Source organism: Rhodococcus coprophilus NBRC 100603, from assembly GCF_001895045.1.
Lineage (GTDB): Bacteria > Actinomycetota > Actinomycetes > Mycobacteriales > Mycobacteriaceae > Rhodococcus > Rhodococcus coprophilus.
Genome location: NZ_BDAM01000009.1, coordinates 122,379 through 149,007, shown reverse-complemented (window position 1 = coordinate 149,007; position 26,629 = coordinate 122,379). Strand labels below are relative to the sequence as shown.

General features: G+C 67.0%; 25 protein-coding genes. 14 read left to right on the top strand and 11 right to left on the bottom strand.

Translation table 11 applies throughout. From position 1 onward, the window contains the following. Positions 1–123: 123 nt before the first annotated feature. Entirely contained in the window at positions 124–1,341 is a 1,218-nt protein-coding gene (locus tag RDCOP1_RS15930) for an acetyl-CoA C-acetyltransferase (protein ID WP_072702338.1), read from the top strand. A 66-nt stretch (positions 1,342–1,407) separates the two neighbouring features. Here the strand turns inward: RDCOP1_RS15930 and casG are convergent, their stop codons facing one another. Beyond that, positions 1,408–3,090: a steroid-24-oyl-CoA synthetase gene (casG, locus tag RDCOP1_RS15925; RefSeq protein WP_072702336.1), complete on the bottom strand. Its 1,683-nt coding sequence runs from the start codon at positions 3,088–3,090 to the stop codon at positions 1,408–1,410. 235 nt (positions 3,091–3,325) lie between these two features. Between casG and RDCOP1_RS15920 the strand changes: the two genes are divergently transcribed. From RDCOP1_RS15920 to RDCOP1_RS15895, 6 genes are all read left to right on the top strand, one after another. Continuing rightward, positions 3,326–4,159 (top strand): MaoC/PaaZ C-terminal domain-containing protein, encoded by an 834-nt coding sequence (locus RDCOP1_RS15920; RefSeq protein WP_072702333.1) that lies wholly within the window; start codon positions 3,326–3,328, stop codon positions 4,157–4,159. Between the two features lie 125 nt (positions 4,160–4,284). Beyond that, a complete protein-coding gene (locus RDCOP1_RS15915; protein ID WP_072702330.1) occupies positions 4,285–5,964 on the top strand; it encodes an AMP-binding protein in 1,680 nt (559 codons plus the stop codon). A gap of 8 nt (positions 5,965–5,972) precedes the next feature. Further along, positions 5,973–6,350, top strand: coding sequence for a nuclear transport factor 2 family protein (locus RDCOP1_RS15910; protein ID WP_072702327.1), 378 nt, complete (start codon positions 5,973–5,975; stop codon positions 6,348–6,350). Positions 6,351–6,501: 151 nt separating this feature from the next. Beyond that, positions 6,502–7,662, top strand: coding sequence for a 3-ketosteroid-9-alpha-monooxygenase, oxygenase component (locus tag RDCOP1_RS15905; protein WP_072702324.1), 1,161 nt, complete (start codon positions 6,502–6,504; stop codon positions 7,660–7,662). Positions 7,663–7,685: 23 nt separating this feature from the next. Beyond that, positions 7,686–7,943: a hypothetical protein gene (locus tag RDCOP1_RS15900; protein ID WP_072702739.1), complete on the top strand. Its 258-nt coding sequence runs from the start codon at positions 7,686–7,688 to the stop codon at positions 7,941–7,943. Positions 7,944–7,974: 31 nt separating this feature from the next. Further along, positions 7,975–8,778, top strand: a complete 804-nt coding sequence (locus RDCOP1_RS15895; protein WP_072702321.1) for an SDR family NAD(P)-dependent oxidoreductase — start codon at positions 7,975–7,977, stop codon at positions 8,776–8,778. 174 nt (positions 8,779–8,952) lie between these two features. Here RDCOP1_RS15895 and RDCOP1_RS15890 read toward each other — a convergent pair whose 3' ends face one another. The 3 genes from RDCOP1_RS15890 to RDCOP1_RS15880 form a co-directional block, all read right to left on the bottom strand. Beyond that, positions 8,953–10,005 carry a ferredoxin--NADP reductase gene (locus RDCOP1_RS15890; RefSeq protein WP_072702318.1) on the bottom strand — a complete coding sequence of 351 codons (1,053 nt, stop codon included), beginning with the start codon at positions 10,003–10,005 and terminating at the stop codon, positions 8,953–8,955. A gap of 130 nt (positions 10,006–10,135) precedes the next feature. After that, positions 10,136–11,491 (bottom strand): MFS transporter, encoded by a 1,356-nt coding sequence (locus RDCOP1_RS15885; RefSeq protein ID WP_072702736.1) that lies wholly within the window; start codon positions 11,489–11,491, stop codon positions 10,136–10,138. Between the two features lie 234 nt (positions 11,492–11,725). Then, on the bottom strand, positions 11,726–12,871 hold the full coding sequence (locus tag RDCOP1_RS15880) for an oxidoreductase (RefSeq protein ID WP_072702315.1): 1,146 nt from the start codon (positions 12,869–12,871) through the stop codon (positions 11,726–11,728). 241 nt (positions 12,872–13,112) lie between these two features. On the opposite strand from RDCOP1_RS15880, the gene RDCOP1_RS15875 reads away from it, so the two are divergent. The 6 genes from RDCOP1_RS15875 (at position 13,113) to RDCOP1_RS15850 (ending at position 20,166) form a co-directional block, all read left to right on the top strand. Next, positions 13,113–14,000, top strand: a complete 888-nt coding sequence (locus tag RDCOP1_RS15875; protein WP_072702733.1) for an IclR family transcriptional regulator — start codon at positions 13,113–13,115, stop codon at positions 13,998–14,000. Between the two features lie 87 nt (positions 14,001–14,087). Beyond that, the gene (locus RDCOP1_RS15870) at positions 14,088–14,963 is read left to right on the top strand and encodes an alpha/beta fold hydrolase (RefSeq protein WP_072702313.1); all 876 of its coding nucleotides are present in this window, start codon (positions 14,088–14,090) and stop codon (positions 14,961–14,963) included. Positions 14,964–15,123: 160 nt separating this feature from the next. Further along, positions 15,124–16,302 carry an acyl-CoA dehydrogenase family protein gene (locus RDCOP1_RS15865; RefSeq protein ID WP_072702310.1) on the top strand — a complete coding sequence of 393 codons (1,179 nt, stop codon included), beginning with the start codon at positions 15,124–15,126 and terminating at the stop codon, positions 16,300–16,302. Positions 16,303–16,380: 78 nt separating this feature from the next. Continuing rightward, positions 16,381–17,304: a VOC family protein gene (locus tag RDCOP1_RS15860; RefSeq protein ID WP_072702307.1), complete on the top strand. Its 924-nt coding sequence runs from the start codon at positions 16,381–16,383 to the stop codon at positions 17,302–17,304. Positions 17,305–17,341: 37 nt separating this feature from the next. Next, positions 17,342–18,511: a 3-hydroxy-9,10-secoandrosta-1,3,5(10)-triene-9,17-dione monooxygenase oxygenase subunit gene (gene hsaA, locus RDCOP1_RS15855; RefSeq protein WP_072702304.1), complete on the top strand. Its 1,170-nt coding sequence runs from the start codon at positions 17,342–17,344 to the stop codon at positions 18,509–18,511. Between the two features lie 188 nt (positions 18,512–18,699). Next, positions 18,700–20,166: an FAD-dependent oxidoreductase gene (locus RDCOP1_RS15850; protein WP_072702301.1), complete on the top strand. Its 1,467-nt coding sequence runs from the start codon at positions 18,700–18,702 to the stop codon at positions 20,164–20,166. A gap of 27 nt (positions 20,167–20,193) precedes the next feature. Here RDCOP1_RS15850 and RDCOP1_RS15845 read toward each other — a convergent pair whose 3' ends face one another. Next, on the bottom strand, positions 20,194–20,712 hold the full coding sequence (locus tag RDCOP1_RS15845; RefSeq protein WP_072702298.1) for a flavin reductase family protein: 519 nt from the start codon (positions 20,710–20,712) through the stop codon (positions 20,194–20,196). Between the two features lie 267 nt (positions 20,713–20,979). Between RDCOP1_RS15845 and RDCOP1_RS15840 the strand changes: the two genes are divergently transcribed. After that, positions 20,980–21,609, top strand: coding sequence for a TetR/AcrR family transcriptional regulator (locus RDCOP1_RS15840; RefSeq protein WP_072702295.1), 630 nt, complete (start codon positions 20,980–20,982; stop codon positions 21,607–21,609). 27 nt (positions 21,610–21,636) lie between these two features. Here RDCOP1_RS15840 and RDCOP1_RS15835 read toward each other — a convergent pair whose 3' ends face one another. The 6 genes from RDCOP1_RS15835 to RDCOP1_RS15810 are packed head-to-tail and all read right to left on the bottom strand — an operon-like array spanning position 21,637 to position 26,597. Further along, entirely contained in the window at positions 21,637–22,767 is a 1,131-nt protein-coding gene (locus RDCOP1_RS15835) for an acyl-CoA dehydrogenase family protein (RefSeq protein ID WP_072702292.1), read from the bottom strand. Between the two features lies 1 nt (position 22,768). Then, positions 22,769–24,013 (bottom strand): acyl-CoA dehydrogenase family protein, encoded by a 1,245-nt coding sequence (locus tag RDCOP1_RS15830; RefSeq protein WP_072702289.1) that lies wholly within the window; start codon positions 24,011–24,013, stop codon positions 22,769–22,771. Positions 24,014–24,050: 37 nt separating this feature from the next. Next, positions 24,051–25,235 carry a lipid-transfer protein gene (locus RDCOP1_RS15825; protein WP_072702286.1) on the bottom strand — a complete coding sequence of 395 codons (1,185 nt, stop codon included), beginning with the start codon at positions 25,233–25,235 and terminating at the stop codon, positions 24,051–24,053. Then, positions 25,232–25,642, bottom strand: coding sequence for a MaoC/PaaZ C-terminal domain-containing protein (locus tag RDCOP1_RS15820; protein WP_072702283.1), 411 nt, complete (start codon positions 25,640–25,642; stop codon positions 25,232–25,234). Before RDCOP1_RS15820 ends, RDCOP1_RS15825 begins: the two co-directional genes overlap by 4 nt. Beyond that, positions 25,639–26,046, bottom strand: coding sequence for a Zn-ribbon domain-containing OB-fold protein (locus RDCOP1_RS15815; protein ID WP_072702280.1), 408 nt, complete (start codon positions 26,044–26,046; stop codon positions 25,639–25,641). Before RDCOP1_RS15815 ends, RDCOP1_RS15820 begins: the two co-directional genes overlap by 4 nt. Further along, positions 26,046–26,597, bottom strand: a complete 552-nt coding sequence (locus tag RDCOP1_RS15810) for a MaoC family dehydratase (RefSeq protein WP_072702730.1) — start codon at positions 26,595–26,597, stop codon at positions 26,046–26,048. Before RDCOP1_RS15810 ends, RDCOP1_RS15815 begins: the two co-directional genes overlap by 1 nt. Positions 26,598–26,629: the final 32 nt, after the last annotated feature.

Here is a 26,629-nt window from a genome sequence, read left to right as displayed (position 1 = left end):
GGCACAGAAGCCCGAAGCGCTCGCCGAGCGGTCCGCTCTCGCGCAGAAACGCGATTTCTCCGAGAACTGGGGACGTACTACGTTCGGCCCCAACCTGTTACAAAACGAATACGAGGAGAGAAGATGACCGAAGCAGTGATCGTGTCGGCCGTGAGATCGCCCATCGGGCGTGCACGCAAGGGATCGCTCGCGTCGATCCGCCCCGACGACCTGGCAACCCAGATGGTCGCAGCGGCACTCGCGAAGATCCCCGAACTCGATCCCACCGAGATCGACGACATGATGGTCGGCTGCGGCCAGCCCGCGGGCCAGTCCGGCTTCAACATCGCCCGGGTGATCGCGGTGCAGCTGGGCTACGACTTCCTGTCCGGCGTGACCGTCAACCGCTACTGCTCGTCGTCGTTGCAGACCACGCGCATGGCGCTGCACGCGATCAAGGCCGGCGAGGGTGACGTGTTCATCTCCGCAGGTGTGGAGTCGGTGTCGAGCTTCGTGACCGGCAACGCAGACGGCCTGCCGAACACCAAGAACCCACTGTTCGACGACGCGCAGGCACGCAGTGCGACGCTCGCCGAGGGTGGCGTCGCATGGACCGACCCGCGCAAGGACGGGCTGCTCCCGGACGTGTACCTGGGAATGGGCCAGACTGCCGAGAACGTCGCCTCCTTCACCGGGATCTCCCGCGAAGACCAGGACCGGTGGGGCGTGCGGTCGCACAACCGGGCCGAGGAAGCGATCAAGTCGGGGTTCTTCGAGAAGGAGATCACCCCGGTCACGCTCGCCGACGGCACTGTCGTCTCCACCGATGACGGCCCGCGTCCCGGCACCACCTACGAGGCGGTCAGCCAGCTCAAGCCGGTGTTCCGTCCCGACGGTACGGTGACCGCGGGTAACGCGTGCCCGCTCAACGACGGTGCGGCGGCGCTGGTGATCATGTCCGACACCAAGGCGAAGGCTCTCGGGTTGACGCCGTTGGCGCGGATCGTCTCGACCGGGGTGTCGGGGCTGTCGCCGGAGATCATGGGTCTCGGTCCGATCGATGCCACCCGTAAGGCGCTGGCCAATGCCGGCATGGGAATTTCGGATATCGATCTGTTCGAGATCAACGAGGCGTTCGCGGTGCAGGTGCTCGGTTCGGCGCGTGAGCTGGGGATCGACGAGGACAAGCTCAATGTCTCCGGTGGTGCGATCGCGCTGGGTCATCCGTTCGGTATGACGGGTGCGCGGATCACGAACACGCTGCTGAACAATCTGCGTGAGCAGGACAAGCAGTTCGGTGTGGAGACGATGTGTGTCGGTGGTGGTCAGGGTATGGCGATGGTGCTCGAGCGCCTGAGCTGACCTCGTCCCGGAAGAGCGTCCGGGTGGTTCGCGCCGCGCGCAGCGCAGCAGGAACCACCCGGACGGTCACAGGTCCGGACGGTGCGTACCGCGCCAGCCCTTACGCACGATCTTGCCGGTGGAGTTGCGCGGCAGCAGATTATGGGTCAGGCGCCACTGGGTGGGCACCTTGAAGTAGGCGAGATGCTCCGCGGCGAACTTCGTCAGATCCTCTTCGGAGACCGTCGACCCTGGGACGAGCACGACCACGGCGACGACTTCTTGTCCCCAATCGGCGTGCGGAGTGCCCGTGACCAGGCACTCACGCACGGCAGGATGTTGCGAAAGAACCCGCTCGACTTCCGACGGGTAGATGTTCTCACCGTTCTGATGTATGAGATCCGCGCGTCGGCCGACCAGTCGCAGCCTCCCGTTTTCGACCACCCCGAAATCGCCGGTCCGAAGCCAGCGGTCGGGTGTGATCGCCTCGGCCGTGGCCTTCTCGTCGTCCCAGTACCCGAGCATGACGAAAGGACTTCGGACGCACACCTCGCCGATGTGGCCGTCGGGCAGCCATCCGCCGTACTGATCGCGGATCTCGAGGCTGACGGTGATGATCGGGACGCCGACGGTGCCCGGATGCTTCTCGAGTTCCTGTGCGCTGGCCACCGCGATCGACGTGCTGCATTCGGTGATGGAGTAACTGTCGACCATCGCGTGTAGTCCGAATGGGAGTTGCTTGCGCAGACGCTGTTTGAACTCCGGGGTGGACGGCTCCGAGGACAGGGTGAACCGGGTCAGCGATGTCAGATCGTACCGGTCCAGGTCTTCGTCTTCGAGCATGCGGGCTGCCATCGACGGCACGGCCATCCAATGCGTCACCTGTTCGCGTTCGATGAACTCCAGAACGCGGTGGACGTCGAACCATCCCTGGTTCATGACCACGGTGCTTCCCATCGCCAGCCTCGGCACGATCGTGTTGTGCAGGCTCGTGATGTGGAACATCGACGACGTCAGCAGGTAGCGGGCATCGGAGGGGGCATCGCGGTCGTACGTCTCGCCGGTCCAGATCGTCTGGATCGCTTCCGTATAACGCTGGTAGTCGACGACGGCCAGAAGGTTGCGCTGGGAGTGCAAGGCTCCCTTGGGATCACCGCTCGTGCCGGAGGTGTACAGCAGGACTGCCGGGTCGTCCTCGTCGATCCGCGGAGGCGGAGGCTGGCGCCGGTCGAACTCTGTGATCAGTTCGGGCAGATCCCTTTCGATCGACAGCACCACCGTGTCGCCCGAGACGATGCCGGCGACCGCCTCGGCACGCGGACTGTCGACGAAGACGATTCGCGGACGCGAGTTGCGGATACCGAACTCGAGTTCCGGTTGCACCCACCACGCGTTGAGCCCCACCGTGATGGCGCCGAGAGCCTGGGTCGCCCAGAACACCGTGACCCACTCGGGTCTGTTCGCGGACAGGATCGCAACCCGGTCGCCCGCCCGCACGCCGTACCGCTCGTGCAGCGCGGCGGCGAGGGCATAGGACTCCCGCGCGTTCTCCTCGAATGTGATGCGGCGGTCGGCCGTGACCAGATATTCGCGGTCACCCCACGCGAGCGACTGCGACAGCAGATCCGCCACCGCGCGGTTCCGTTTACGCATGACCGGCATCGAGGTACCGAGGACCTCGTCCATCACGATCTCGAATTCGCCACCTGGCCCCGTGAGCCGCGAGATGAGCTGGTCCAGGAACGGGAAGGGATCGGGCGGGATACTCATCGCGCACCGTCGGCCAGGGGTCGCCACCCACGACCCGGCCGGGTGGTCACCGACCGGCGAGCCCCCGGTGTTCCTGCACGCTGCACGATTTCCCCTCCTCCTGCCTGCGGATCGCAAGAATCTCTCACGCCCGTACACCCGACCCTCGAATGTACCGGTCAGTGGGATGCCTGGTGACCTCTGCCGACGCGGTGCCTAGCGTGCGAACAGCACGCCCGGGAAAGGACACGAAACGATGCCCACAGACGCCGTAACCACGACCGATACGACGACGCCGGCGACCTGGCGAGGTGCCGACCTCGGTACCCGTACGGTCGCCTACGACGAGCGCGACGCGATCCTGTACGCGCTGGCGGTCGGCGCCCGCGCCACAGACCTCGACCTCGTGTTCGAGGAGCGTCTGCGCGTCCTGCCGACGTTCGCTCTGACCCTGGCCCAGTGGGCGCCCGACGCCCTCGGTGCCCTCGGCGCGTTCGACACGAAGACCGCGCTCCACGGTTCCCAGAGCCTCGAGGTCCGGGCACCGCTGCCGCGTTCGGGCAGCATCACGATGAACGCCCGCGTCGGAGAAGTCTGGGACAAGGGCCGCGCCGCAGTGTTCGAGGTCGTCGTCGAGAGTGAGTTCTTCGTCGCCACCTGGTCGCTGTTCGCGCCCGGAGCGGGGGGATTCGGTGGGGAGCGAGGGCCTTCGGCGCCCGGCCACCCGGACGGTGAACCCGACTCGGCCGGCACTCTGGCCACCCACGCCGAGCAGGCCGTTCTCTACCGGCTCACCGGCGACCGGCACCACATCCACATCGACCCGGAGGCCGCCGCCCGCATCGGGCAGCCGCGGCCGATCCTGCACGGGCTCTGCACGCTCGCGGCGACCACCCTGCCGCTCGCGCGGATGCTCGGCGCACACCCGGCCGATCTGACCGCGTTGTCCGGCCGGTTCGCCGCTCCCGTCTTTCCCGGGGACGTTGCGGAAATCCGTGCGTGGGGCGGTGCCGGCGACGTCCGGTTCGACGTGGCCACCGACGCCGGTGCAGTTCTCTCGGGCGGCCACGCCGTGTTCGCCGAGCGATAGCAGGTCTCTTCGCTCCCGCTGGTCGGGAATGTGACTCGGCCGACCACAGTCGTCTGTTGTGATCGAACCGTCTGTGACGTCCTCATCTGGTCACTAACCGGCTGGTCACTATCTGGAGGTATGAGTTGGACACGTTCGCCGAAGTAGTGCGGGCTCGCCGCGGCGACGCCAAGGTTGGCCTGCGCTTCGAGAACCAGCAGTGGACCTGGGGCGAGGTCGTGCAGGAGAGCGCCGACCGTGCGGCAGCGCTCGTCTCGGCCGTGCCCCAGCCCGCCGACCGGCAACGCCACATCGGCGTTCTTCTCGAGAACGTTCCCGACTTCGTGTTCTGGATCGGCGCCGGTGCCCTCGCGGGCGCCGTCGTCGTGGGAATCAACGCCAGCCGCAGCGGACCGGAGATCGCACGGGACGTGCGGCACGCCGACGTGGACCTGATCATCACCGAGTCCCGTCTCGCGCACCTGGTGCAGGGCACCGACCACGGACTGGCCGCCGACAAGATTCTCGACATCGATGCCCCCGGTTACAGCGAGTTCCTGGAACCCTTCCGAGGGTCCGCGCTGCCCGACACGTCACCCTCCGCAGAGGACATCGCGCTCCTGCTCTTCAGTTCGGGATCCACCGGCGCACCCAAGGCCGTCATCGTCAGTCAGGGACGTCTGGCACGACTGTTCGGTCCGCTCGCGGAGCGGACGCGAATGCGCCGCGACTCGGTCGCCTACCTGTGCATGCCGCTGTTCCACGGCAACGCCCTCATGCTCAACCTCGGCACCGCGATGAGCGTCGGCGCGACCGTGAGCATGATCCGGAAGTTCTCCGCGAGCCGGTTCGCCGACGACATCCATCGGTACGGCGCGACCTTCGTCAACTACGTGGGACGGGCGCTCGCCTACGTCCTCAGTCGCCCCGAGGACCCACGTGACCGGACCGGGACGCTCGAGGTGGCGTTCGGCACCGAAGCGTCCGAGGTCGACGTCGCACGCTTCTCCGAGCGGTTCGGCTGCACGGTCATCGAGGGCTACGGCTCGAGCGAGGGAGTCTTCCGGATCAACCGCACGCCGGACACTCCGACCGGTTCACTCGGCGTCGCGGTGGGCGGTGTCGATGTGCGGATCCTCGACGAGACCACCGGCGAGGAATGCCCGCCGGCGCGGTTCGACGAGACCGGGCGCCTCGTCAACGGGGAGGCCGTCGGTGAGATCGTCGCGCGGAACACCGCCCACACCTTCGAGGGTTACTACAAGAACCCCGGGGCGATGGCGGACCGGATCAGAGGAAACGACTTCTGGTCGGGCGATCTCGGTTACCGCGACGCCGACGGGTTCTTCTACTTCGCCGGCCGGTCCTCCGACTGGCTGCGGGTCGACAGCGAGAACTTCTCGGCTGCCCCGGTCGAACGGGTGCTGCACCGCTGCCCCGGAATCCTTTCTGCACCGGTCTTCGCCGTGCCGGACCCCGCGACCGGGGACCAGGTGATGTGCACCGTGGAACTCGAGCCGGGTGCGACCTTCGATCCTGTTGCCTTCGGCGCATTTCTCGCCGAACAGCCGGACATGGGCGACAAGTGGTGGCCGCGCTTCGTCCGGCTGACCGAACGGATACCGCTGACCGGCAGCAACAAGGTCGACAAGGCCCCGTTGCGCGCCGCGGCCTGGAACACCGACGACACCGTGTACGTGCGTGTCGGGCGTACGCCCGAATACGTCCTGCTCGACGACGAAGCGCGTGCGCGCCTCGAGGCCGAGTTCGCAGCCCACGGCAGGGCCGCACTGCTTCCCGCTCCCGCTCCCGCAAAGATCGGCTGAACCCCACGATGAGCACTCCCACGCCCGACCGTATTCGCACGACCGTCACGGAATACCTGCGGCGGATCGAGGCGTCGTCGGCGGCCGGTATAGCGGACCTGTACACCGACACCGCAACCGTGGAGGATCCGGTCGGCAGCGACGTACGCAAAGGCCGCGAGGAGATCCTCCCGCTGTACGCAGCGCTCGAGAGCTCCCGCAACAAGACGGAACTGTTGACCCTGAAGATCGCGGGCAACGAGGCAGCCTTCCATTTCCGGGTCACCTCCGAGGTTGCCGGGACCGAGTACGTCTTCGAACCGATCGACGTCATGACCTTCGACGACGACGGCCGGATCACGTCGATGCGCGCGTTCTGGTCGGCACCCGACGCCTCTGATTCGTGAGTCTCGCCTAGTGAGACGACCGGGTTCGGCGTGACGGTGATCACCTAGCGTCAGGATCAACAGCGTGGCGAGATCCCGACCGGCACAAAGCCTGCCGATATTCCGCCGGTGAATCCTCCACTTCTCAATCCTCCCGAAAGGACGGACGACCGTGAGCCTGGGCACTTCCGACAACTCCGAGGTCCGCGAGATCGTCGCGGGTACCGCACCCACCCGTTTCGCGCGTGGCTGGCACTGCCTCGGCCTCGCAGAGTCCTTCAAGGACGGAAAACCGCACTCGGTCGAGGCCTTCGGCACCAAGCTCGTCGTCTGGGCGGACACGGCAGGCGACCTCAAGATCCTTGACGGCTACTGCCGCCACATGGGTGGCGATCTGAGCCAGGGCACCGTCAAGGGCGACGAGGTCGCGTGCCCGTTCCACGACTGGCGCTGGGGTGGCAACGGCCGCTGCACCAACATCCCGTACGCCCGCCGTGTGCCGCCCATCGCCAAGACTCGCGCATGGCACACGCTCCAGCAGGACGGTCTGCTGTTCGTGTGGAACGATCCGCAGGGCAACCCGCCGCCGGCGGACATCACGATCCCCCGGATCGAAGGTGCGCTGAGCGACGAGTGGACCGACTGGGTCTGGTATCGGACCGAAGTCGACACCAACTGCCGTGAACTCATCGACAACATCGTCGACATGGCGCACTTCTTCTACGTGCACTACTCCTTCCCGACGTACTTCAAGAACGTCTTCGAAGGACATGTGGCCAGCCAGTTCATGCGCGGCAGGGCCCGCGAGGACGCCCGTCCCCATGCGGAGGGCCAGCCGCGGATGCTCGGCAGCCGCTCGGATGCGAGCTACTTCGGCCCGTCGTTCATGATCGACGACCTGGTCTACGAGTACGAGGGCTACGACATCGAGTCGACGCTCATCAACTGCCACTACCCGGTCTCTCAGAACAAGTTCGTGCTGATGTACGGGATGATCGTCAAGAAGTCCGATCGTTTCGAGGGCGAGCAGGCGCTGCAGGTCGCGCAGCAGTTCGGCAACTTCATCGCCAAGGGCTTCGAGCAGGACATCGAGATCTGGCGCAACAAGACCCGCATCGACAATCCTCTGCTCTGCGAGGAGGACGGCCCGGTGTACCAGCTTCGCCGCTGGTACGAGCAGTTCTACGTCGACGTGGACGAGGTGAAGCCGGAGATGACCGACCGGTTCGAGTTCGAGATGGACACCGCCCGCCCGGTCGCAGCGTGGATGAAGGAAGTCGAAGCCAACATCGCGCGCAAGGCCCTCGAGGAACAACCCACCAGCGCGGGGTAGGAGTAGCGACGATGGAGAACCGGATGGAACCGCTGCGATGCGTCGAATGTTCGGCGCAGGTGCTGGTTCAGAAGAACAGCTGGGAGCACACCTCCATCCAGTGGAATGCCGACGCGCGCAGGCGCTGTCCTCAGGTGCAGGACGGCGCCGGCCGCGACGGGCGTCCGGGCGCGCCGCTCATGGCGTGCTCCCGGCTCGCGGAGACCATCACTCGTGCGGCGGCGTCGGGTGTGCTCGACGTGTACGACGACGCACCCGTCCCAGCACCGATTGTCCAATGAAGCTTCGAACCGACCCTCCGGAGGATCCGCGATGACCGAACCCCTCAACCTCGATCGTGCACAGTACGGCCCGTGGGCCGTGATCGCCGGAGGATCGGAGGGCGTCGGCGCAGCGTTTGCGGACGAATTGAGCCGTGCCGGATTCGATCTCGTGCTCATCGCCCGTAAGCCTGCTCCTTTGGAGGAGACTGCGGACCGTGCCAGGAGCAACGGCGTCGAGGTGCGCACCCTCGCGCTCGATCTGCTCGCGCCCGACGCGGTCGACGAGATCCGCGCCGCAACAGCAGATCTCGAGGTCGGGCTGTTCATCTTCAACGCCGGAGCGAACAGCTACGGCCACGAATTCGTCACCGGGGACCTGGACGGATTCCGCGGCGTGATCGACCTGAACGTGCACCGGCAGGTGGAACTTGCCCATCTGTTCGGCGCACCGATGAAGGAGCGGGGCCGCGGCGGCATCATGCTGCTCGGCTCGCTCGCCGGTTACATGGGCTCGGAACACCAGAGCATCTACTCGGCGTCGAAGGCGTTCAGCCGGGTGTTCGCCGAAAGCCTCTGGCTCGAGCTGAAGCCCTACGGCGTCCATGTGGTCGAACTCGTCCTCGGCGTCACCCGCACCCCGGCGATGGTGCGCGCCGGCCTCAACTTCGATGTGCCGGGCATGCGCGTCTCGGAGTCGGAAGATGTTGCGCGCGAGGGCCTCGAGCATCTGGAGGACGGCCCCGTGTGGATCGCGGGCGGTAACTACGACGCGGCGGTCAAGCGCAGCGGATTCCCTCGCCGCGAACTCGTCGAAGGCGCCGCGAAGGCGATGCGTGCCCTCCTGAACCGCTGACGGCGAGGGCACACGAGTAGTTGTCGAAAGAAGCCGTCCCGCAGTCGCACAGCGACTGCGGGACGGCTTCTCTCATGCTGTGATCGATATGCAGAACCTTCGGCGCGTCACACCCCCGCCCTGGCCGGGTATGCCAGGGCGGGGGTGTGCGCGTAAGTAGCCATCCGGTCCGGATCAGAAATCGATGCGCACGTGGGGGCTCTTCGGGCGCGCCTGGCACGCGAGTACGTACCCGTTCGCGACATCGTCGGCATCGAGGATTGCGGACGGCGGGCTGTCGACCTCACCCGAGACGACGGTGCACGCGCAGGAACCGCATTCGCCTTCGCGGCAGGAGAAGGGCACATCCAGGCCCCTCGACAACATGACGTCGACGAGCGTGGCGCTGCGCGGCCACGCGAAGTCGTGGGTCTCGCCGTCGAGTTCGACCGTGACGGCGGCAGCGTCGGCGTCGTCCTCGTCGATCTCGGGAACGGAAACCTCGGCGAACGGGTCGCCGGAGAGGGAGGTGAAGACTTCGGCGTGGATGCGGTCCTTGGGCACCCCCGCCGACGCGAGTCCGGCACGCACCACGTCCATGAACGGAGCCGGCCCGCACATGTACGCGCGGTGGCCGGTGTAGGCGGCCGACAACGTCGCCAGGCCGTGCGATGTCGGTAAGCCCTGAAGACTTTCCAGCCAGTGCACGACGGTGAGGGCGCCAGGGTGGCGCGCAGCCAGCTCGCGAAGCTCCTGCGCGAAGATCACCGACGATTCGGAGCGGTTCGCGTACACGAGGACCACGTTGCGATTACCTGCGGCGAGCGCCGACTTGACGATGGAGATCACCGGCGTGATGCCGCTTCCGGCCGCGAACAACAGAAGATTCTCGGTGAGGTCGACGGGCGTGAACACCCCGGCCGGCGGAAGAACTTCGAGCAGGTGCCCGGGCCGGATGTTGTCGCACAACCAGTTGGAGCCGTAACCGTCGGTGGTGCGCTTGACGGTGACCTTGAGGCGCTCGTCGGTGTGAGGCGAACTCGCCAGCGAATAGCACCGGGCGACCGAGCCGGTCCGGTCGCTCGGAATGCGCAGGGTCAGGAATTGTCCGGGCTTGTAGTCGAATTCGTGCCGTCGGTCCTGCGGTACGTCGAGCACCAGAGAACAGGCGTCGTCGGTTTCCTGAACCACTGCGCTGACCACCAGCGTTGTGGAGCGGGAAACGGCAGGTGTCTGAACGGCTGTCATCGAAGCAGGGCCCCTTCGGGTTCAGGATTACTCGCTCGCCCACGGTAGGTGTGACCCGTCACAGAAACCCGTCTCCTCCCGGTAGGCGGGACGCCGGGAGGAGACGAGTGGAGTGGGCTGGTCGCGCCGGTCAGTCGACGGTCGCCGCCGGAACGCCTCGTGGAATCATCACCGTGAGCGCGATCGCCACGAACGCCAGGACCAGGAACATGACGCCGATCATGTTCAGGCCGGCGACCGGAGTCACGGCGAATGCGAGCAACATCGTGGCGACCGACGTACCGACACCCTGGCCCGCGGTGCGCAGGACGGCGTTCGTTCCGGTGGCCTCGCTGGTGTTGCGCTCGGGAACAGCCTCGACGATGAGGTTGGGCAGAGCGGTGTAGGCGAACGCGGTGGCCACGGACACCACCACGACCATCGCGGTCATCGCGACCACCGAATTGTGGGCCGTCAGCATGGTCACCGTGCTGGCGACGAAGAGGATGCTGCCGATCAGCATCGACACGCGAGACCCGACGGCCGCCGAGATCCGGCCGCTGATGGGCGTGAAGGCGAAACCGAACATGGACCCGATGAACGACAGCCAGCCTGCGTGCGTTGCGCTGAGGCCCAGCCCGAAGCCGTCCGCCGTGGGTGTCTGCATGATGATCGGGATGATCATGGTGGCGACGCCCATCGGGCCGGCCGCGATCGCGATCGTGGCGAGCATCGTCAAGGAGAACTTGCGCTCGGCGAAGAGCCGCACATTGATGATGGGCGACGGCACGCGCAGTTCCCAGCGCACGAGCAGAACCAGTACGACGGCACCACCGAGGATCAGTCCGAGAGTCCGGCCGTCGGCCCAGCCCCAGGCCTGGGACTTGTTGACACCGAGAAGAATTGCCGCAACAGATGCTGCGAACGCGACAGCACCGACGTAGTCGATCTTCTCTTTCGTGCCGGTCGGCTTCCGCCACGGTAGGACGAACACCACCAGCGCCGCGGCGAAGACCGAGTACACGGCGGCGACGACGAAGATCATGTGCCAGCTTGCGTAGTCGATCAGCAGACCCGCGATGAGAAGCGATGCAGATCCTGCTGCCACGGCGGAACCGGAGATCAGCGCGACGGCCACGGGCACGCGTGCCGGAGGGAGATGCTCGCGAGCTAGCCCGATGCACAGCGGGAGGATCGCACCGGCCACACCCTGAATGGTGCGCCCGATGATGATGCTGGTGAGGCTGTCGCCGACGGCGCTGATGATCGATCCCAATGCCGCGACGGCCAGGAGGACGATCAGGACCCGTTCGCGTCCGTACATGTCGCCCAGACGCCCGCACACTGCAGCCGAGGCCGCCGCGACGAGCAGGAACGAGGTGACGGCCCAGCCGACGGTCGACGCGTCGCTGCCGAAATCCGCGATGAGCGTCGGAATGGCCGCGAACATCATCGACGTCTCGAATGCGCTGATGATCTCGACGGCGATCAGCACCGCTACGATCACCCACACCGGTTGTCGACGGTTGAACCGTCCCTTGGCCGTTACCTTTTCGGGTTCGTCGTGGGAAAGATCGTTCGCGTAAGACGTCACAGCGCATCCAGACTCTCGGCGGCCCCTCGTGGCCCGCAGGTTTCTTCACTCCAGTCGGGAGTGGTGCGCATCACTTTCTAGAGGAGGTGACGTGATACTCGGGTGACGGTCTCGCTCATCGGGACCCGTCACAAATTCCGGTGGGGGTCAGATCAAGGCTGCCTCGTGGATCGTGCGGTCGAATTCGGGCAGAGTCGCGCCGGACCGGAGGGTGGTGGCGAGGGCGGGATCCGCCAGGTGGAGCCGGCCGATCGCGATGAGATCGAATTCGTCGCTACCCAGACGACGTTCGAGTTCGGGGAGGTTGTCCCGCACGGGTGCGGCGCCCTGGGTCCGGCTCTCACGCAGGGTCGCTCCGATGCCGACGCTGCCGACAGCCATCGACAAGGCACCGGTGACCTCCTTCGCCCATCCTGCGAGCGTGAGGTCGCTGCCGTCGAATGCGGGCAGGTCGAAACGGCGGATGCTGGCGTCGAACACGTCGACTCCGGCCTCGGCCAGCGGAGAGAGAACGGCCTTCAACTCGTCCGGCGTGTTCGCGATCTTCGCCTCGTAATCCTGCTGCTTGTGCTGCGAGAACCGGTAGAAGATCGGCAGGTCCTCGCCGACGGCCGTGCGGACGGCCGCCACGACCGTCGCGGGGAAGCGGGTGCGGCTTGCGATGTCGCCGCCCCAGCGGTCGTCGCGCTGGTTGGTGCCCTCCCAGAGGAAGGCGTCGAGCAGGTAGCCGTGGCCGCCGTGCAGGGCGACGCCGTCGAACCCGACTGCCTTGGCGTTCGCTGCGGCACCGGCGTACGCGTCGACGACCTGCTCGATGTCCTCTTCGGTCATCGCCGGCGTCGGAAGCGACGCGCGCGCGACGTAGTCGTCGCCGTACGAGGTGACGCCGGGCTTCCCCCAGACTCCGGACGGCCGCATCGGAACCAGGTCGGGGTCGACGTCCGCGCTCATCGCGCCCCAGAGCGGCCCGACGTGCCACAACTGCGGGATGATCCGGCCACCTTCGGCGTGGACCGCGTCGACGACGCGACGCCATCCTTCGAGCGCGGCGTGGCCGTGCATGTGGGGGACGCGGGGATTGTCGACCGCTGTGGGATGGTCGATCGCGACGCCCTCGGTGACGATGAGTGCCGTGCCGCCGGCGGCACGCCGCCGGTAGTACTCGACCACGTCCGGCCCCGGCACCCCGCCCGGCGAGTGCGACCGCGTCATCGGGGACATGACGATGCGGTTGCGCAACTGGAGGGAACGCACAGCGAGTGGTCGGAAGAGGGCGGCGTGAGCTTCGGTCATGACTGTTCGGCACTTTCGTCGTGGTCACGGGGTTGCCGCGACCTCTGCAGGTTCGATCGGGCACCTTGCTCTCCGGTTGTACCGGGGGCGCGTATCGCCCGACAGGCCCCTCCTGTTGAGTGGGATGCAGGCCGGTATGTGTACTTGGTCACGCTCCGTAGTACGCTTGCCGCAGCCCACAAGAATGAATTTCAGTTTGCTGGTTCTGTGGGTTCTGTACTGGGTGAACGAAAGGGTGCCGATGTCAGAGTCCGACTTCGCGAAACCGGCCGAGACGGCGAAGCGCGAACTTCCCGCATCCATGGTCGAGCGCATGACCCTGATCCTCGACGCCTTCGACGACCGGTCCTCGCGGCTGACGCTCGAAGAGGTCGCCTGCCGCACACAGCTGCCGCGCTCGACGGTGCACCGCATCCTCGACCAGATGGTCCGGCTCGACTGGATCGACCACGCGTCGTTCGGTTACTGCCTCGGCCGTCGCGCCAAGGCGATGAGCGAAGGCGACAACGGCCACATCCGGATTCGCGAAGCTGCGGCCCCGTTGCTCCACGACCTCCACATGACCACTGGCATGGTTGCACATCTCGCGGTGCTCGACGGCGGCGACTGCGTCTACCTCGACAAGATCGGCGGCCAGCTCGCCGCGAGCCTGCCGTCCCGCGTCGGTGGCCGCGTCCCGGCGTACGCGAGTGCGTGTGGGAAAGCGCTGCTCGCCGGTCTCGAGCCCGAACAGGTCGACGCTCTCTACGGCGACCGGCTGGTGCGCCGCACCGAACGCACGATCCACGAACTGTCGACGCTGCATCTCGAACTCAACCGCATCCGCTCCCGGCGCGGCCTCGCGTTCGAGACCGGTGAGTCTGCGGTCGGGATGGCATGTGTCGGTGCCGCGATCCGTGGCCCGGAGGGCCCGGTCGCCTCGATTTCCCTGTGCGGTCCCGTCCGCGCGGGCCTTCTCGAGCGGACCGCACCGCTCGTCGCCGCCGCGGCCCGTGACGTCTCGCGCACCCTGTATCCCGAGCTGAGCGCCCCTCGGCGTGGCGCCCGCACGTCACGGGTTCCCGTCGAATCGTGGTCGCCTCACGCCATGGAGCGCCTGCTCGCAACGCAATCCGGAGAGTGGATGTAACCGGGTCCCGCCGGGGAGTGCCGGGCACGTCCCGGTGACCGGGAGACCGTGCGCACAGTGAGGGGGGTCACTGGGAACGTCTTGGGTATGACGACCGAATTGAATCACGACGAGACGGCCCGGGAACTCGCGACGGACCGGGGTACCCTCCGCTACCACGAGGCTGGTACCGGCGAGCCCCTCCTCCTGCTGCACGGATCGGGCCCCGGCGTGACCGGATGGCGCAACTATCGCGGTGTGCTCGCCGAACTCTCCGAGCACTTCCGGTGCCTCGTCCTCGAGTTCCCCGGATTCGGAGTCAGCGATCCCTGCGAGGGTCACCCGATGGCGATGGCGTCGGTAGCGGTCGCCGATTTCCTCGATGGACTGGGGCTCGATCGGACAGCGATCATCGGTAACTCGATGGGCGGCATCGTCGCGACCCAGTTCGCGATCGCACAGCCCGACCGGGTGAGCAAGCTCGTCACCATCGGCGGCGCAGGGCGTTCGGTCTTCGCGCCGGCACCGGGCGAAGGCATCAAGCTTCTGATGGAGTTCACGGACGATCCGACACGCGAAAAGCTCATCCGCTGGCTGCATTCCATGGTCTACGACCCGGCGATCATCACCGAAGAGCTGATCGAGGAACGGTGGGCACTGGCCACCGAGCCGAAGACCCTGGAAATCGCGCGTCGCATGTACAGCAGTGCCGCTTTCGCCGCGGCCGGGAAGGCGGCGCTCGCCTCCGACGTGACCCCGTACTGGGCGCAACTCGGCAAGATCACCGCGCCGACCCTGCTCACCTGGGGACGCGACGACCGTGTCAGCCCCGTCGACATGGCGATGCTCCCGATGCGGGATCTGCGCCGCGGCGAGCTGCACGTGTTCCCCAACTGCGGGCACTGGACGATGATCGAGGCCCGCGAGGCCTGGCTCGCGACCGTCCTCGCGTTCCTGAAGCGGGACGACGCTCGGGTGTCGTGACCGCGTGAATGCCGTCTGATCTCGATCGATCCCGCTCAGTGGAACTTTTCCGGAGCGTGGCTGCGAACTATTGAGACCGTAGCCATCACCGGAACTTCGACGCCGCCGGCAGCACATTCGCACGGTGACCGGGCGTCGCCATCAGAGAGCTGGAGAGATCATGGGACAAGTCCTCGACTCCCTCGTCAAGTACGCAGACGAAATCCGCGCGGACGGCGCCGAGGGGGACGCGCTCATGCGTCTGACCGACCGCAGCGCCGGACGACTCCGCGACGCGGGAGTCATCCGGATGTTGCAGCCCAAGGAATTCGGCGGTCTGGAGGCACACCCGCGGGAGTTCGCAGAAACGGCCATGGCGCTCGGCGCCATGGACGGCGCGACCGGATGGGTCAGCGGCATCGTGGGTGTGCACCCCTGGGAGATGGCGTTCTTCGATCCGAAGGCGCAGCAGGAGGTGTGGGGCGAGAATCCCGACACGTGGATCGCCTCGCCCTACGCCCCCATGGGCGTCGCGACTCCCGTCGACGGCGGCTACATCCTCAACGGGCGGTGGTCGTTCTCCTCGGGAACCGACCATTGCGACTGGGTGATGATCGGCGCTGCGGTGGGGGACAAGGACGGAAAACGGCTTTCGCCGCCGAAGAGCCTGCACGTGCTCGTGCCGCGGTCCGATTACCGGATCGACCACGAGAGCTGGAACGTCGTCGGCCTGCGTGGCACCGGTTCCAAGGACCTCATCGTGGAGAACGCCTTCCTCCCCGAGTACCGCACCCTGGCCGCCGAACGGGTGATGGGCGGGGTGGCATGGCAGGACGCGGGACGGGACGAGACGCTCTACAAGTTCCCGTTCTCGTGCATCTTCCCCCTTGGCATCACGTCGTCACTCATCGGCATCGCCGAGGGTGCGCTGAACTGCTACATCGAATCCCAGCGTGAGCGGGTCACCGTGTCGGGCACCGCGATCAAGCAGGACCCGTACGTGCTCTCTGCCCTCGGCAAGGCTGCGGCGGAGATCGCCGCCTCGCGTGCCGCCATCCTCGAAACCGTCGACCGGTTCTGGGATCTCACCGAGCGGGGCAAGGAGGTCACGTTCGAGATGCGCGCCGTCGGCCGGAGGACGCAGACCGCCGCCGCGTGGCGTGCCGTGGGTGCCGTCGACGAGATCTTCGGCCGCGCCGGCGGAGGCGCCCTGCAGCTGAGCAACCCGCTGCAGCGTTTCTGGCGCGACGCCCATGCCGGTCTGAGCCACGCCATCCACGTGCCCGGATCGATCTTCCACGCGGCGACACTCACCCAGCTGGGCGAAGAACCGCAGGGCATGATGCGCTCGATGATCTAGCTCACCTGCACCACACACGCCGGCACGCGAGCACGCCGGCACGACGAACGGCACGGCACGACGGACGGAAGGACGGACATGACGGATATCCGAGGACTCGGCTACCTGAGGATTCAGACCCGCGACGTCCCTCGCTGGCGTGAACTCGTCGTCGACGGGCTCGGTATGGCCGTCGGCACCGGACCCGAGCCGGACGGACTGTACCTGCGGCTCGACGAACGTCGTGCTCGGCTGATCGTGCTTCCGGGCGAGCACGACCGCGCTCTGGCGGTGGGCTGGGAGGTGCGCGACGAGTTCGCGCTGCGGCGCGTCCGGGAGGCCGTCGAGAAGGCCGGGATTCGGGTGGACGTGCTGAGCGAAGAGGAGTCCTCCTACCGCGACGCGGAGCAGGTCATCGCTTTCGACGATCCGGGCGGCACCCGCACCGAAGTGTTCTTCGGCCCGGTCCTCGACCACAGCCCGCTCGTGACACCCTTCGGCGCCGGTTTCCACACCGGGCCGGAGGGGCTCGGGCACGTCGTACTTCCCTCCGCGGCCTTCGCGGAATCGTACGAGTTCTACACAGAGGTACTCGGTTTCCTGCCCCGCGGGGCGACGCGGATCGGCGGTCCGTCGTCGCCGCCCCCGATCCGGCGGGTGCGCTTCCTCGGCGTGAACCGCAGGCACCACAGTCTCGCCCTGTGCCCCGCACCGCCCGTGAGCGATCCGGGGCTGGTCCATCTGATGGTCGAGGTGGACACCATCGACGCGGTGGGCCGGGCACTCGACCGGATCGGCAAGCTGGGCTTCTCGATCTCCTCGACCCTCGGCCGGCACACGAACGACAAGATGGTCTCGTTCTACGTGCGGGCACCGGGCGGCTGGGATATCGAATTCGGTACCGAAGGCATGCTCGTCGACGAAACGTATTACACGGCAGAGGAAATCACGGCGGACAGCTACTGGGGCCACGACTGGTCGGCGTCGGAACCCTTGGCGGCGTTCGCTCCGCCGTCCCGATGACTCCGGCACCGATGGTGGCGGGACAGGACAACATTCGATGACGCCTTGTCACGTACTCGACGCGGTGCGGGAACTCGCACCCCGACTGGCGGACCGCGCCGCGCACATCGACGAGTCGCGCCGGATTCCCGACGACACGATCCGCGAACTGGTTGCCACCGGTGTGTTCCGGATGCTCCAGCCACGGCGCTACGGCGGAGCCGAAACCGACCCCATGCGGTTCTACGAGGTAGTGCGGACGCTGTCCGCGGCCTGTGGGTCGACGGGCTGGATCGCATCGGTCGTCGGCGTGCATCCCTGGCACCTCGCGCTCTTCGACGACCGCGCCCAAGCCGATGTCTGGGGCGCGGACGCGTCCACTCTCGTTTCCTCTGCGTATGCGCCGGTAGGCAGGCTCCGGCCGACGCGCGGCGGCTACAGGTTGTCGGGGAAGTGGATGTTCTCGTCCGGCTGCGAGTACGCGTCGTGGGCGCTGCTCGGTGGGATGGTCGTCGGTGCGGAAGGCCGGCCGGTCGACTTCGTCACCGCCCTCGTTCCCCGGGACGACTACACCATTCGCGACGTGTGGAACGTCGTGGGCATGCGTGGAACGAGCAGTAACGAGATCACCGTCGAGGACGTGTTCGTCCCCGACTACCGGGTCGTGCGCAACTTCGACACCGCGAATCTGCGGGGACCCGGCCAGAAGGTCAACACCGGGCCGCTCTATCGCCTCCCGTTCGCGTCGCTCTTCGCGACCACCGTTGCCGTGCCCGTCGTGGGCGTAGTCGAGGGCTGTTACGGCGAGTACCTGGCGGCGATGCGGGAGCGGGTGCGACTGAGCCTGGGTGGCGGACGCTTCGTCGACGATCCCTTCGCACAGGTTGCGGTGGGGCGCGCGTCGTCGGAGATCGACGCGGCAAACCTCCAGTTGGAGCGCAACATGCGTGACCTGTGGGCACTTGCGAAGGCGGGAGAGGACATCCCGTTGTCGCTGCGCCTGCGAACGAGGCGCGATCAGGTGCGTGCCACCGAACGCGCGGTCGAAGCGATCGACCTGCTGTTCAAAACTGCCGGGGGCGCGTCGTTGTTCCTCGGAAACGTCGTGGAGCGCGCGTGGCGCGACGCGCATGCGGGGAGCATGCACGTCGCCAACGAGCCGGAACGCGCCTTCGCCCTCTACGGCAAGAACGCCTTCGGGTTGCCCGTCGAGGACAACCTCGTCTAGCTCTCACCCACGGCAGAATCGGTGAGCTTCGAATCGGTCTTCGCGTAGTACCCGCGCACCCACGCAAGCGCGAGGGGTGCTTTGCGGGTCGATGATCCCGACCAGCGGGATGTTCGCGGTCGATCGGCCGGAGTCGGCTTACGGTCCGGGGGAGACCACTGGGCCGTGACGCGGAAGGGGCTGTGCCCATGAGTAGTTCACCGATTCGTCCGATATCCGCCGATGCCGTCGACACCTGGGACTTCGAGGCGGATGTCGTGATCGCGGGCTTCGGCATCGCCGGGGTGTCCGCGGCCATCGGTGCTGCCGAGAGCGGCGCCGACGTCCTGGTACTCGAACGCACCAGCGGTGGCGGCGGAGCCGCCGCATTGTCCGGGGGCATCGTCTACCTCGGTGGCGGCACCCGCGTGCAGAAGGCATGCGGATTCGACGACACCCCCGAGAACATGAAGACCTTTCTCGCCGAGGCGCTCGGGCCGGGCGTCGACGAGGACAAGCTGGACGTCTACTGCGAGGGCAGCGTGCAGCACTTCGAGTGGCTCGAAGCGTGCGGCGTGCAGTACAAGGAGAGCTTCTGGTCCCAGCCCGGATGGGAATGCCCCGTCGACGACTCGCTCATGTACAGCGGGGGAGAGAACGCCGCACCGTTCCACACGCTCGTGCCGCCGGCACCGCGCGGCCACCTCGCGCAGGTCCCGATGCCGCGTAACGGCGAGCAGGGAGCCGGGCACGTACTGATGACCACGCTCCTCGCGAAGGCGGACGACCTCGGTGTCCGCGTCGAGTCCGACATCCGCGTGCAGCGTCTGGTCACCGACCACACCGGACGTGTCGTCGGCGTGTCGGCCACCCGGTTCGGCAAGGAGATCACCGTCCGTGCCCGCGGCGGCGTGGTGCTCGCGACAGGTTCGTTCGCCTACAACGACGAGATGATGCAGGCATACGCGCCGCGTCTCTACAAGCGGCCAGCCGCGACGGTCGAGGAACACGACGGCCGCGCAATCCTCATGGCGCAGGCGCTCGGTGCGGGACTGGCGCACATGGATGCGTGCGAGGTGGCGTTCTTCTGCGACCCGCAACTGATCGCGCGCGGCATCCTCGTCAACGGACGCGGCCAGCGGTACGTCCCCGAGGACACCTACCCCGGCCGGATCGGCCACCTCACGATGTACCAGAACGACAACCAGGCGTTCCTCGTCCTCGACGAGGACGCCTACGAGGAGGGGATGGCCGCGCCGAGCTCGAGCCCGCAGCTGCGCAGGCAGCCCACGTGGGTGTGCGAGAGCGTCGCCGAACTCGAAGCGGAGATGGGTCTACCCGAGGGAAGCCTGACCTCGACGGTGGAGCTCTACAACCGGCACGCCGCCGACGGCGCCGATCCCGTACTCGGTAAGAAGTCCGAATGGGTGAAACCGATCGGGTCGCCGATCGCTGCGATCGATCTGCGCGGAATGACGGGTGGTTTCACGTTGGGCGGCCTGCGGACGTCGGTGCACTCCGAGGTCCTCCACGTCGACGGCGACCCGATTCCGGGCCTGTACGCGGCGGGCCGATGCACGTCCGGGTTGTCCGCGGGCGGTTACTGCAGCGGGATCTCGCTCGGAGACGGGAGCTTCTTCGGACGCCGGGCGGGAATACGCGCCGCTGCCGGCTGACCGGCAGCGGCAGGTCTCGACGGCAGATCAGCCGTCGAGACCGAAAGCGCCGCGGTAGAAGACCATCGGACGGTCCTCGGCGGGGCACTCCAGTTCGGCGACGCGCCCGACGACGATGTCGTGGTCACCAGCGACATGCACGTCGTGGATCTCGGCGTGGACCCGCATGAGCACGCCCGGCAAGGTGGGTGTTCCCCACCGGGACAATTCCCAGTCGAGTCCGTCGAACTTCAGGCCCCTGCTCGAACCGAACCGTCCGCAGAGGTCGGTCTGCTCCGCACCGAGAACGTTCACGGTGAACCAGCCGGCACGGCGGATCCGGGGCCAGGCCCGCCCACGATGATCCGCACAGAACAGCACCAGCGGCGGCTCGAGCGATACCGACGCGAACGACTGGCATGCGAAACCGACAGGGCCGTCGTCGTCGAGTCCGGTCACCACGGTGACTCCCGACGCGAAACGTCCCATCGCCCTGCGCATCTCGTCCGGAGTGGGCTGTTCGGCGGGTGAGATACCAAGTTCCTGGGGCAGTGACTGAATCTGCATGTGCCTCACTCCGATTCGAAATACCGGGTCGCCTCCTGTCCGGGCGACGTCCACGAATCCGAGCGTATGGGTGACCTCCGCCACGCCCGAACGGATTCTCGCTCAGCGGACGTTCCCGCCTGATTGCGCCGACTACCTTCGCGACGTCGCACTACTCCCACTGATCGAGACGACGCCCTCGCTCCGGGCGATCCTGATGCGGCCGCCCTGAAGCGGGTCGGGCGTGGTGGGACAATTCGCACGTCGAATTGCACGAAGGGGGCCGGAATGCCGAGGATCGCCAAGGCGCGGGAGGGCGCCGAACCGACGTCGGAAGGGCAGCGCGAACGGCAGGAGCGCATTCTTGCCGCTGCCGCGCGCCTCGGGTCCGAACACGAACTCGCCAGGGTCCAGATGGCGGAGGTCGCAAAGGATGCGGGCGTCGCTATCGGCACGCTGTACCGATACTTCCCGTCGAAGACGCATCTTTTCGTCGCGTTGCTGCTGAACCAGCTCGTCCGGGCGTCGGACCGGCTGCCTCGCCGGGAGCCGGGCACGAGCCCGACACAGGCGATCTGCGACGCGCTCGTCGTCATGACCCGCAGGATCGTCGCGCGGCCGCGACTCGCTGCCGCCATGCTGGTGTCCAACAGCACGGCGTCCGCCGCGGCGGTACCCGATTCGGTCGAGGTCGACCGCCACTTCCACCGGATGCTCTTCGCTCAGGGCGGCATCGACCGTCCCACGGACAGAGACCGCGATGCGGTGCGTCTCCTGTCGATGGTCTGGTTCGGGCTGATCCTGGTGTTCCTGAACGGCAGGGCCTCGCTCGAGGAGACCGAGGCCGACATCCTGCGCGCCTGCGACCTGCTCCTCGCGCACATGAACGAAGCCCCGCCCGCCGCACGGAGGCGGTGAGCGGGGCTTCGAGTCTGCCGGTGACCCCTATCCTGCGGCCCCGATCGGGGGCGCGGTGTCGAGGAGGTCGCCGAGAGCGGCGGCGCTTGCGTCCGCGCCGCCGAGCGTGAACGACAACTGGCGGCCCCACAGGAAGTAACGGTGGATGGGGTAGTCGATGTCGGCGCCGATACCGCCGTGCAGGTGCTGCGCGGTGAGCCCGACACGGATGCCACCGCGGGCCGCCCACCACTTCGCGACGAGCACTGCGGCGTCCGCTTCGTCTTCGCGTCCGTTGTCGATCAGCCACGCTGCCCGGCGCATCGTGAGCCGGATCGCTTCGGTGTCGATGTAGGCGTCTGCCGCGCGTACCGCGACGGCCTGGTTCGTCGACAGCGGTCGCCCGAACTGCATGCGCTCGGAGGTGTACGCCGCGGTCATCCGCAGCGATTCCTCACAGACGCCGAGTTGGAGTGCTGCGACGGCCAGACGGAGCCGACGGCGGGTCCATGCGGCGATCTCGGCGCCGTCACCGGGGAGCACGTCCGCGGCGGCGATCACGACGTCCTCGAAGCGAACCGCCGCGTCGGCACCCTGCCCGGTCACGGACACGGGTGTCACCGTCACGCCGGCAGCGTTCGCCGATGCGACGACCACGGCGACGGACTCGTCGTCGCACAGCACGGGGACAAGTACTCCGGCCGCGTCGGGGGCCCACGGCACGGAGGGGATCTCGCCGCTGACCACCAGGTCGTCGCCCTTGCGGATCGCCGTCAACGCGGCGCTCTCACCGGGGTGGCTGTCGAAGGCGCCGGTGAGAACGAGCGATCCCTCGACGATGCCGGCGACGTAACGCTCCACCTGGTCGGGGGAGCCGAACTGTGCGAGCGGAAGGGCCGCTCCGGCGACGACGGACCACACCGGTACCGGGGCGACGCGACGGCCCTGCTGCTGCAGGATCGTCGTGAGGCCGAGCATGCCCATTCCCGCACCACCGGCGGATTCGGGCAGGGAGAGGCCGAGCAGACCGGAGTCACCGAGTGCCTTCCAGAGAGTGGCGTCGAAGCCGCCCTCGGTCCGTTCGACCGCCACGACCCGCTCGACCGTCGCCAGTGCGCCGAAGACCTGCGCAGCGAGGTCCTCGACTGCGATCAGGTCGTCATCGAGCTCGAATTCCATGTCAGCTCCTCGTCTCTGACGGCTTCGCGGCCGTTGTTGCTGCCGGCTCCGGCGCTTTCGCGTCGGGGCGCCTCCGGGCGCCGAGGGTCATACCGAGTGTCTTCGCCGCGACGATCTCGCGGAGAACCTCGTTGGTGCCTCCGCCGAAGGTGTTGTTCTGTGCGCGGCGAGCGAGCGATTCGACGCGGCCTTCGATCACCGCACCGTGGCTGCCCGGGCGCAGCAGTCCGCGAGCACCGAGCACTTCCTGCAACATGCCGTATGCGGTGACGACGCCTTCGGTCCCGAAGATCTTCGCTGCCGCGGAGTCGCCGCCGCCGAGAGTGTTGGCGGCGATGTCCGACACGAGACGCAGGTTCACGAGATCTGCGGCGGACAACAGTGCGTAGACCTCCGCCAGGGTCTTGCGGACCCACGGCACGTCGTACAGCACGCCGGGTCCGACGGGCTCCTGCTTGGTCCATGCGAGCACTTCGTCGTACATCTGGTTGGCGATACCGCCGCGTGCTGCCAGGGCGACCCGCTCGTGATTGAGCTGGCTGGTGATCAGCGTCCAGCCCTGGTTCAGTCCGCCGACGACGTTGCTCTGCGGCACCCGGATGTCTTCGTAGTACGTGACTGCGGTGCTGATGCCGCCGACGGTCTTGATCTCGGTGGCCGAGAAACCGGGAGAAGTCGTGGGTACCAGCACGACCGAGATCCCCTTGTGACGGGGCGCCTCGGTGTCGGTGCGGACGGCGAGCCAGATCCAGTCGGCGAAGATCGCGGAACTGGTGAACAGCTTGTTGCCGTTGATCACGAGTTCGTCGCCGTCGATGCGTGCGCGGGTCTGGAGCGCGGCAAGGTCGGTCCCGGCACCGGGCTCGGTGTATCCGATCGCGAACTTCAGTTCACCGGTGAGGATCTTCGGAAGGAAGAAGTCCTTCTGCTCCTGCGTCCCGTACTTCATCAGGGCAGGCGCCACGGTGTTGAGCGTGACGAGAGAGACCGGGGCTCCGGCGCGGATCGTCTCGTCGTAGAAGACGTAGAGAGCCTCGGGGTCCTCTCCGCGGCCGCCGTACTCCTCCGGCCAGCCCAGACCCAGCCAGCCGTCGCTGCCCATCTGACGGTAGATCCGGTCGAAGACCGGACCGCCTTCCGTCTGGTCTACCAGGGCACGGCGATCCTCGTCGTTGATGATGCGGGCGAAGTACTCCCGCAGTTCGGTGCGTAGCCGCCGTGACTTGTCGGACAGCTCGGGATGCATGTGGTCTCCTGAGAAGTGGTCGGGTGGCGTGGACGGATCAGCGATCCGCGGACAGCACGATCGCGCTGTGCGGAACCGGTGAACCGCCCGTGACGAGGACGTTGTCCAGCGTCTTGGCGGGCTGGTTCACCGAGGTGCCGCGCACGAGCCGGACGCCTTCGGCGATTCCGTTGACGCCGTGGATGTAACCTTCGCCGAGCTGACCGCCGTGGGTGTTGACCGGCAGGCGGCCGTCCACCTCGAGGTTGCCTTCGGCGACGAAGTCTTTTGCTTCGCCCCGGCCACAGAAGCCGTACTCCTCCAACTGGAGCAGCACCATGGGAGTGAACGCGTCGTAGAGAATCGCTGCGTCGATTCCTTCCGGCCCGAAGCCGGTCTGCGCCCACATCTGCTTGGCGACGAGTTCGACCTCTGGCATCACGTCGATGTCGTCACGGTAGTAACTGCTCATCGAGATCTGCTGCGGTCCCACACCCTGTGCGGCGCCGGTGATGACGGCCGGGGGATGCGGAAGGGTGCGTGCGCGTTCGGTGCTCACGATCACCAGGGCCTGCCCGCCGTCGCTCTCCTGGCAGCAGTCCAGCAGACGCAGCGGGTCGGCGAGCATCCGCGAGTTCTGATGGTCGTCGAGGGTGATGGGCCGCTCGTAGAACCACGCCTTGGGGTTGGTGGCGGCGTGCTTGCGCGACAGCACCGATACGCGGCCGAAGTCGGCGCTGGTGGCGCCGTACTGCTGCATGTAACGGCGGGCCAGGAACGCTTCCTGCTGCGCAGGAGTGAGCAACCCGTAGGGGTTGATCCAGTTGCGGTACTCCTGGTCGGTGCTCGAGTTGTAGGCGAAAGGCGGTGGGCCGGAACCGAAGCGATGACCGGAGCGTTCGTTGAAGGCGCGGTAGACGACGACGACGTCGGCGACACCGGTCGCGACGGCCATCGCGGCCTGCTGCACGGGCGCGCAGGCGCCGCCGCCGCCGTGGGGGATGCGGCTGAAGAACTTCAGTTCGGGGATGCCGAGCGCGCGGGCGACGGCGATCTCCGGGTTGGTCTCCATGGTGAAGAGCGCGAAGCCGTCGACTTCTTCGACGCCGATCTGCGCGTCGGCGAGTGCGGCCAGTACGGCTTCACATGCGAGTTGCCACTCGCTGCGGCCGGAGTTCTTCGAGAATTCCGTGGCTCCGATGCCGGCGATCGCCGCGGCTCCGGAGAAGCCCTTCACGGTCATGGAGTGTTCCTCTCGTACGGCTCCACGACGACCTCGGCGGTGACGTGGACGCCTTTGCTGTTGCGGCCCTGCACCTTCACGGTGACGGTGCTGTTCTCGACCGCGGTCACCTCACCGCTCATCTGCAGCGGGTCGCCGGGGAAGGCGGGCACGCCGAGGCGCAGCGACGCGCGGCGAATGCGCGCGGCGGGTCCGGTCCAGTCGGTGATGTAGCGGTCGACGAAACCGTTCGTCGCGTTGATACTCATGAACACGTCGGGGGTTCCGCGCTGCTGGGCGGCACCGAGATCGTGATGCACGTCCTCGAAGTCCTGCGAGGCGATGGCAGTGGCTGCGATCGTGGAGCGGTCCAGGGGCAGTTCGAGACCGGGAAGCGATTGGCCGACAGTGCATTCGGACAGGTTCACGATGCGTCTCCCACCTTGCGAAGCTGCGGAAGGATCTCACCGTGAGCGTGTTCGGCGAATCCCACTTCCAATTCCATGCCCAGTTCGAGGCTCTCGTGGTCCACGCCCGCGATGTCGGCGACGATACGGATGCCCTCGTCGAGGTCGATCAGCCCGACCGCGAGCGGATACTCGAAGGCGGGATCCTTCGGGTGATGGATGATCGTCCAGCTGTGAAGAGTTCCGCGGCGGGACGATTCGACGGTGTCCCATTCGAACGAGCGGCACGCGGGACATGCCGGACCCGGAGGGTGCCGGAGGGTGCCGCAGTCGCTGCACCGCTGGATTTCGAGTCGGCCTTCGCGGACCGCCGTGAACCAGAACTCGTTGTCCTGAGTGATGGTGAGCCGGGGGACGGTGGTCATCACGCCTCCTTCGGGGTGTTCGGGTTGAACCGGAGCATCCGGAAACGTTCCTCGGCGACGAGTTCGCCGCGCTGGTCCTCGTAGCGCTTGTACAGCGTGAAGAAGCGGCCCTCGCCAAGGCCGGTTCGCTTGACCGGCGAGACGGACTCGATGGTCAGGTGGGCGGTGATGCGGTCTCCGGGGACGAGTTCGCGGTGGTAGTCCTGCTCGACGTTGGTGGCGACTACGGAGGTCAGCCCTTCGCTGTCGAGTTCGGCGAGCATCCGGGAGTATGCGAAATCTTCCACGGTGCCGGCGGCACGCATGCGGTGGACTTCGCGCCACCGCCGGTAACCGGCCATGACCCAGGTGGAGATCATCGCGGGCGGGCACACCACGGAGTCGCGGCCGGTGGCGCGGGCTGCGTCGGCGTCGACATAGATCGGGTTGAAGTCGTCGTGGGCTTCGGCCCAGTTGCGGATCATCGCCTCGTTGACCTCGTACCGGGCCACCCTGGGTGGCTCGGCCACCTGGCCGACGTATTTCTCGTAATCACGCTCGACGGTCTGCATGGCCCCAATCACCTTCTCTTCGGCACGCACTC

Excerpts from the sequence above, each read along its gene's own strand:
- RDCOP1_RS15930 (WP_072702338.1), top strand. The coding sequence starts at position 124 with ATGACCGAAGCAGTGATCGTGTCGGCCGTGAGATCGCCCATCGGGCGT.
- casG (WP_072702336.1), bottom strand. The coding sequence starts at position 3,090 with ATGAGTATCCCGCCCGATCCCTTCCCGTTCCTGGACCAGCTCATCTCG.
- RDCOP1_RS15920 (WP_072702333.1), top strand. The coding sequence starts at position 3,326 with ATGCCCACAGACGCCGTAACCACGACCGATACGACGACGCCGGCGACC.
- RDCOP1_RS15910 (WP_072702327.1), top strand. The coding sequence starts at position 5,973 with ATGAGCACTCCCACGCCCGACCGTATTCGCACGACCGTCACGGAATAC.
- RDCOP1_RS15900 (WP_072702739.1), top strand. The coding sequence starts at position 7,686 with ATGGAACCGCTGCGATGCGTCGAATGTTCGGCGCAGGTGCTGGTTCAG.
- RDCOP1_RS15895 (WP_072702321.1), top strand. The coding sequence starts at position 7,975 with ATGACCGAACCCCTCAACCTCGATCGTGCACAGTACGGCCCGTGGGCC.
- RDCOP1_RS15890 (WP_072702318.1), bottom strand. The coding sequence starts at position 10,005 with ATGACAGCCGTTCAGACACCTGCCGTTTCCCGCTCCACAACGCTGGTG.
- RDCOP1_RS15880 (WP_072702315.1), bottom strand. The coding sequence starts at position 12,871 with ATGACCGAAGCTCACGCCGCCCTCTTCCGACCACTCGCTGTGCGTTCC.
- RDCOP1_RS15875 (WP_072702733.1), top strand. The coding sequence starts at position 13,113 with ATGTCAGAGTCCGACTTCGCGAAACCGGCCGAGACGGCGAAGCGCGAA.
- RDCOP1_RS15870 (WP_072702313.1), top strand. The coding sequence starts at position 14,088 with ATGACGACCGAATTGAATCACGACGAGACGGCCCGGGAACTCGCGACG.
- RDCOP1_RS15865 (WP_072702310.1), top strand. The coding sequence starts at position 15,124 with ATGGGACAAGTCCTCGACTCCCTCGTCAAGTACGCAGACGAAATCCGC.
- RDCOP1_RS15860 (WP_072702307.1), top strand. The coding sequence starts at position 16,381 with ATGACGGATATCCGAGGACTCGGCTACCTGAGGATTCAGACCCGCGAC.
- hsaA (WP_072702304.1), top strand. The coding sequence starts at position 17,342 with ATGACGCCTTGTCACGTACTCGACGCGGTGCGGGAACTCGCACCCCGA.
- RDCOP1_RS15850 (WP_072702301.1), top strand. The coding sequence starts at position 18,700 with ATGAGTAGTTCACCGATTCGTCCGATATCCGCCGATGCCGTCGACACC.
- RDCOP1_RS15845 (WP_072702298.1), bottom strand. The coding sequence starts at position 20,712 with ATGCAGATTCAGTCACTGCCCCAGGAACTTGGTATCTCACCCGCCGAA.
- RDCOP1_RS15840 (WP_072702295.1), top strand. The coding sequence starts at position 20,980 with ATGCCGAGGATCGCCAAGGCGCGGGAGGGCGCCGAACCGACGTCGGAA.
- RDCOP1_RS15835 (WP_072702292.1), bottom strand. The coding sequence starts at position 22,767 with ATGGAATTCGAGCTCGATGACGACCTGATCGCAGTCGAGGACCTCGCT.
- RDCOP1_RS15830 (WP_072702289.1), bottom strand. The coding sequence starts at position 24,013 with ATGCATCCCGAGCTGTCCGACAAGTCACGGCGGCTACGCACCGAACTG.
- RDCOP1_RS15825 (WP_072702286.1), bottom strand. The coding sequence starts at position 25,235 with ATGACCGTGAAGGGCTTCTCCGGAGCCGCGGCGATCGCCGGCATCGGA.
- RDCOP1_RS15815 (WP_072702280.1), bottom strand. The coding sequence starts at position 26,046 with ATGACCACCGTCCCCCGGCTCACCATCACTCAGGACAACGAGTTCTGG.
- RDCOP1_RS15810 (WP_072702730.1), bottom strand. The coding sequence starts at position 26,597 with ATGCAGACCGTCGAGCGTGATTACGAGAAATACGTCGGCCAGGTGGCC.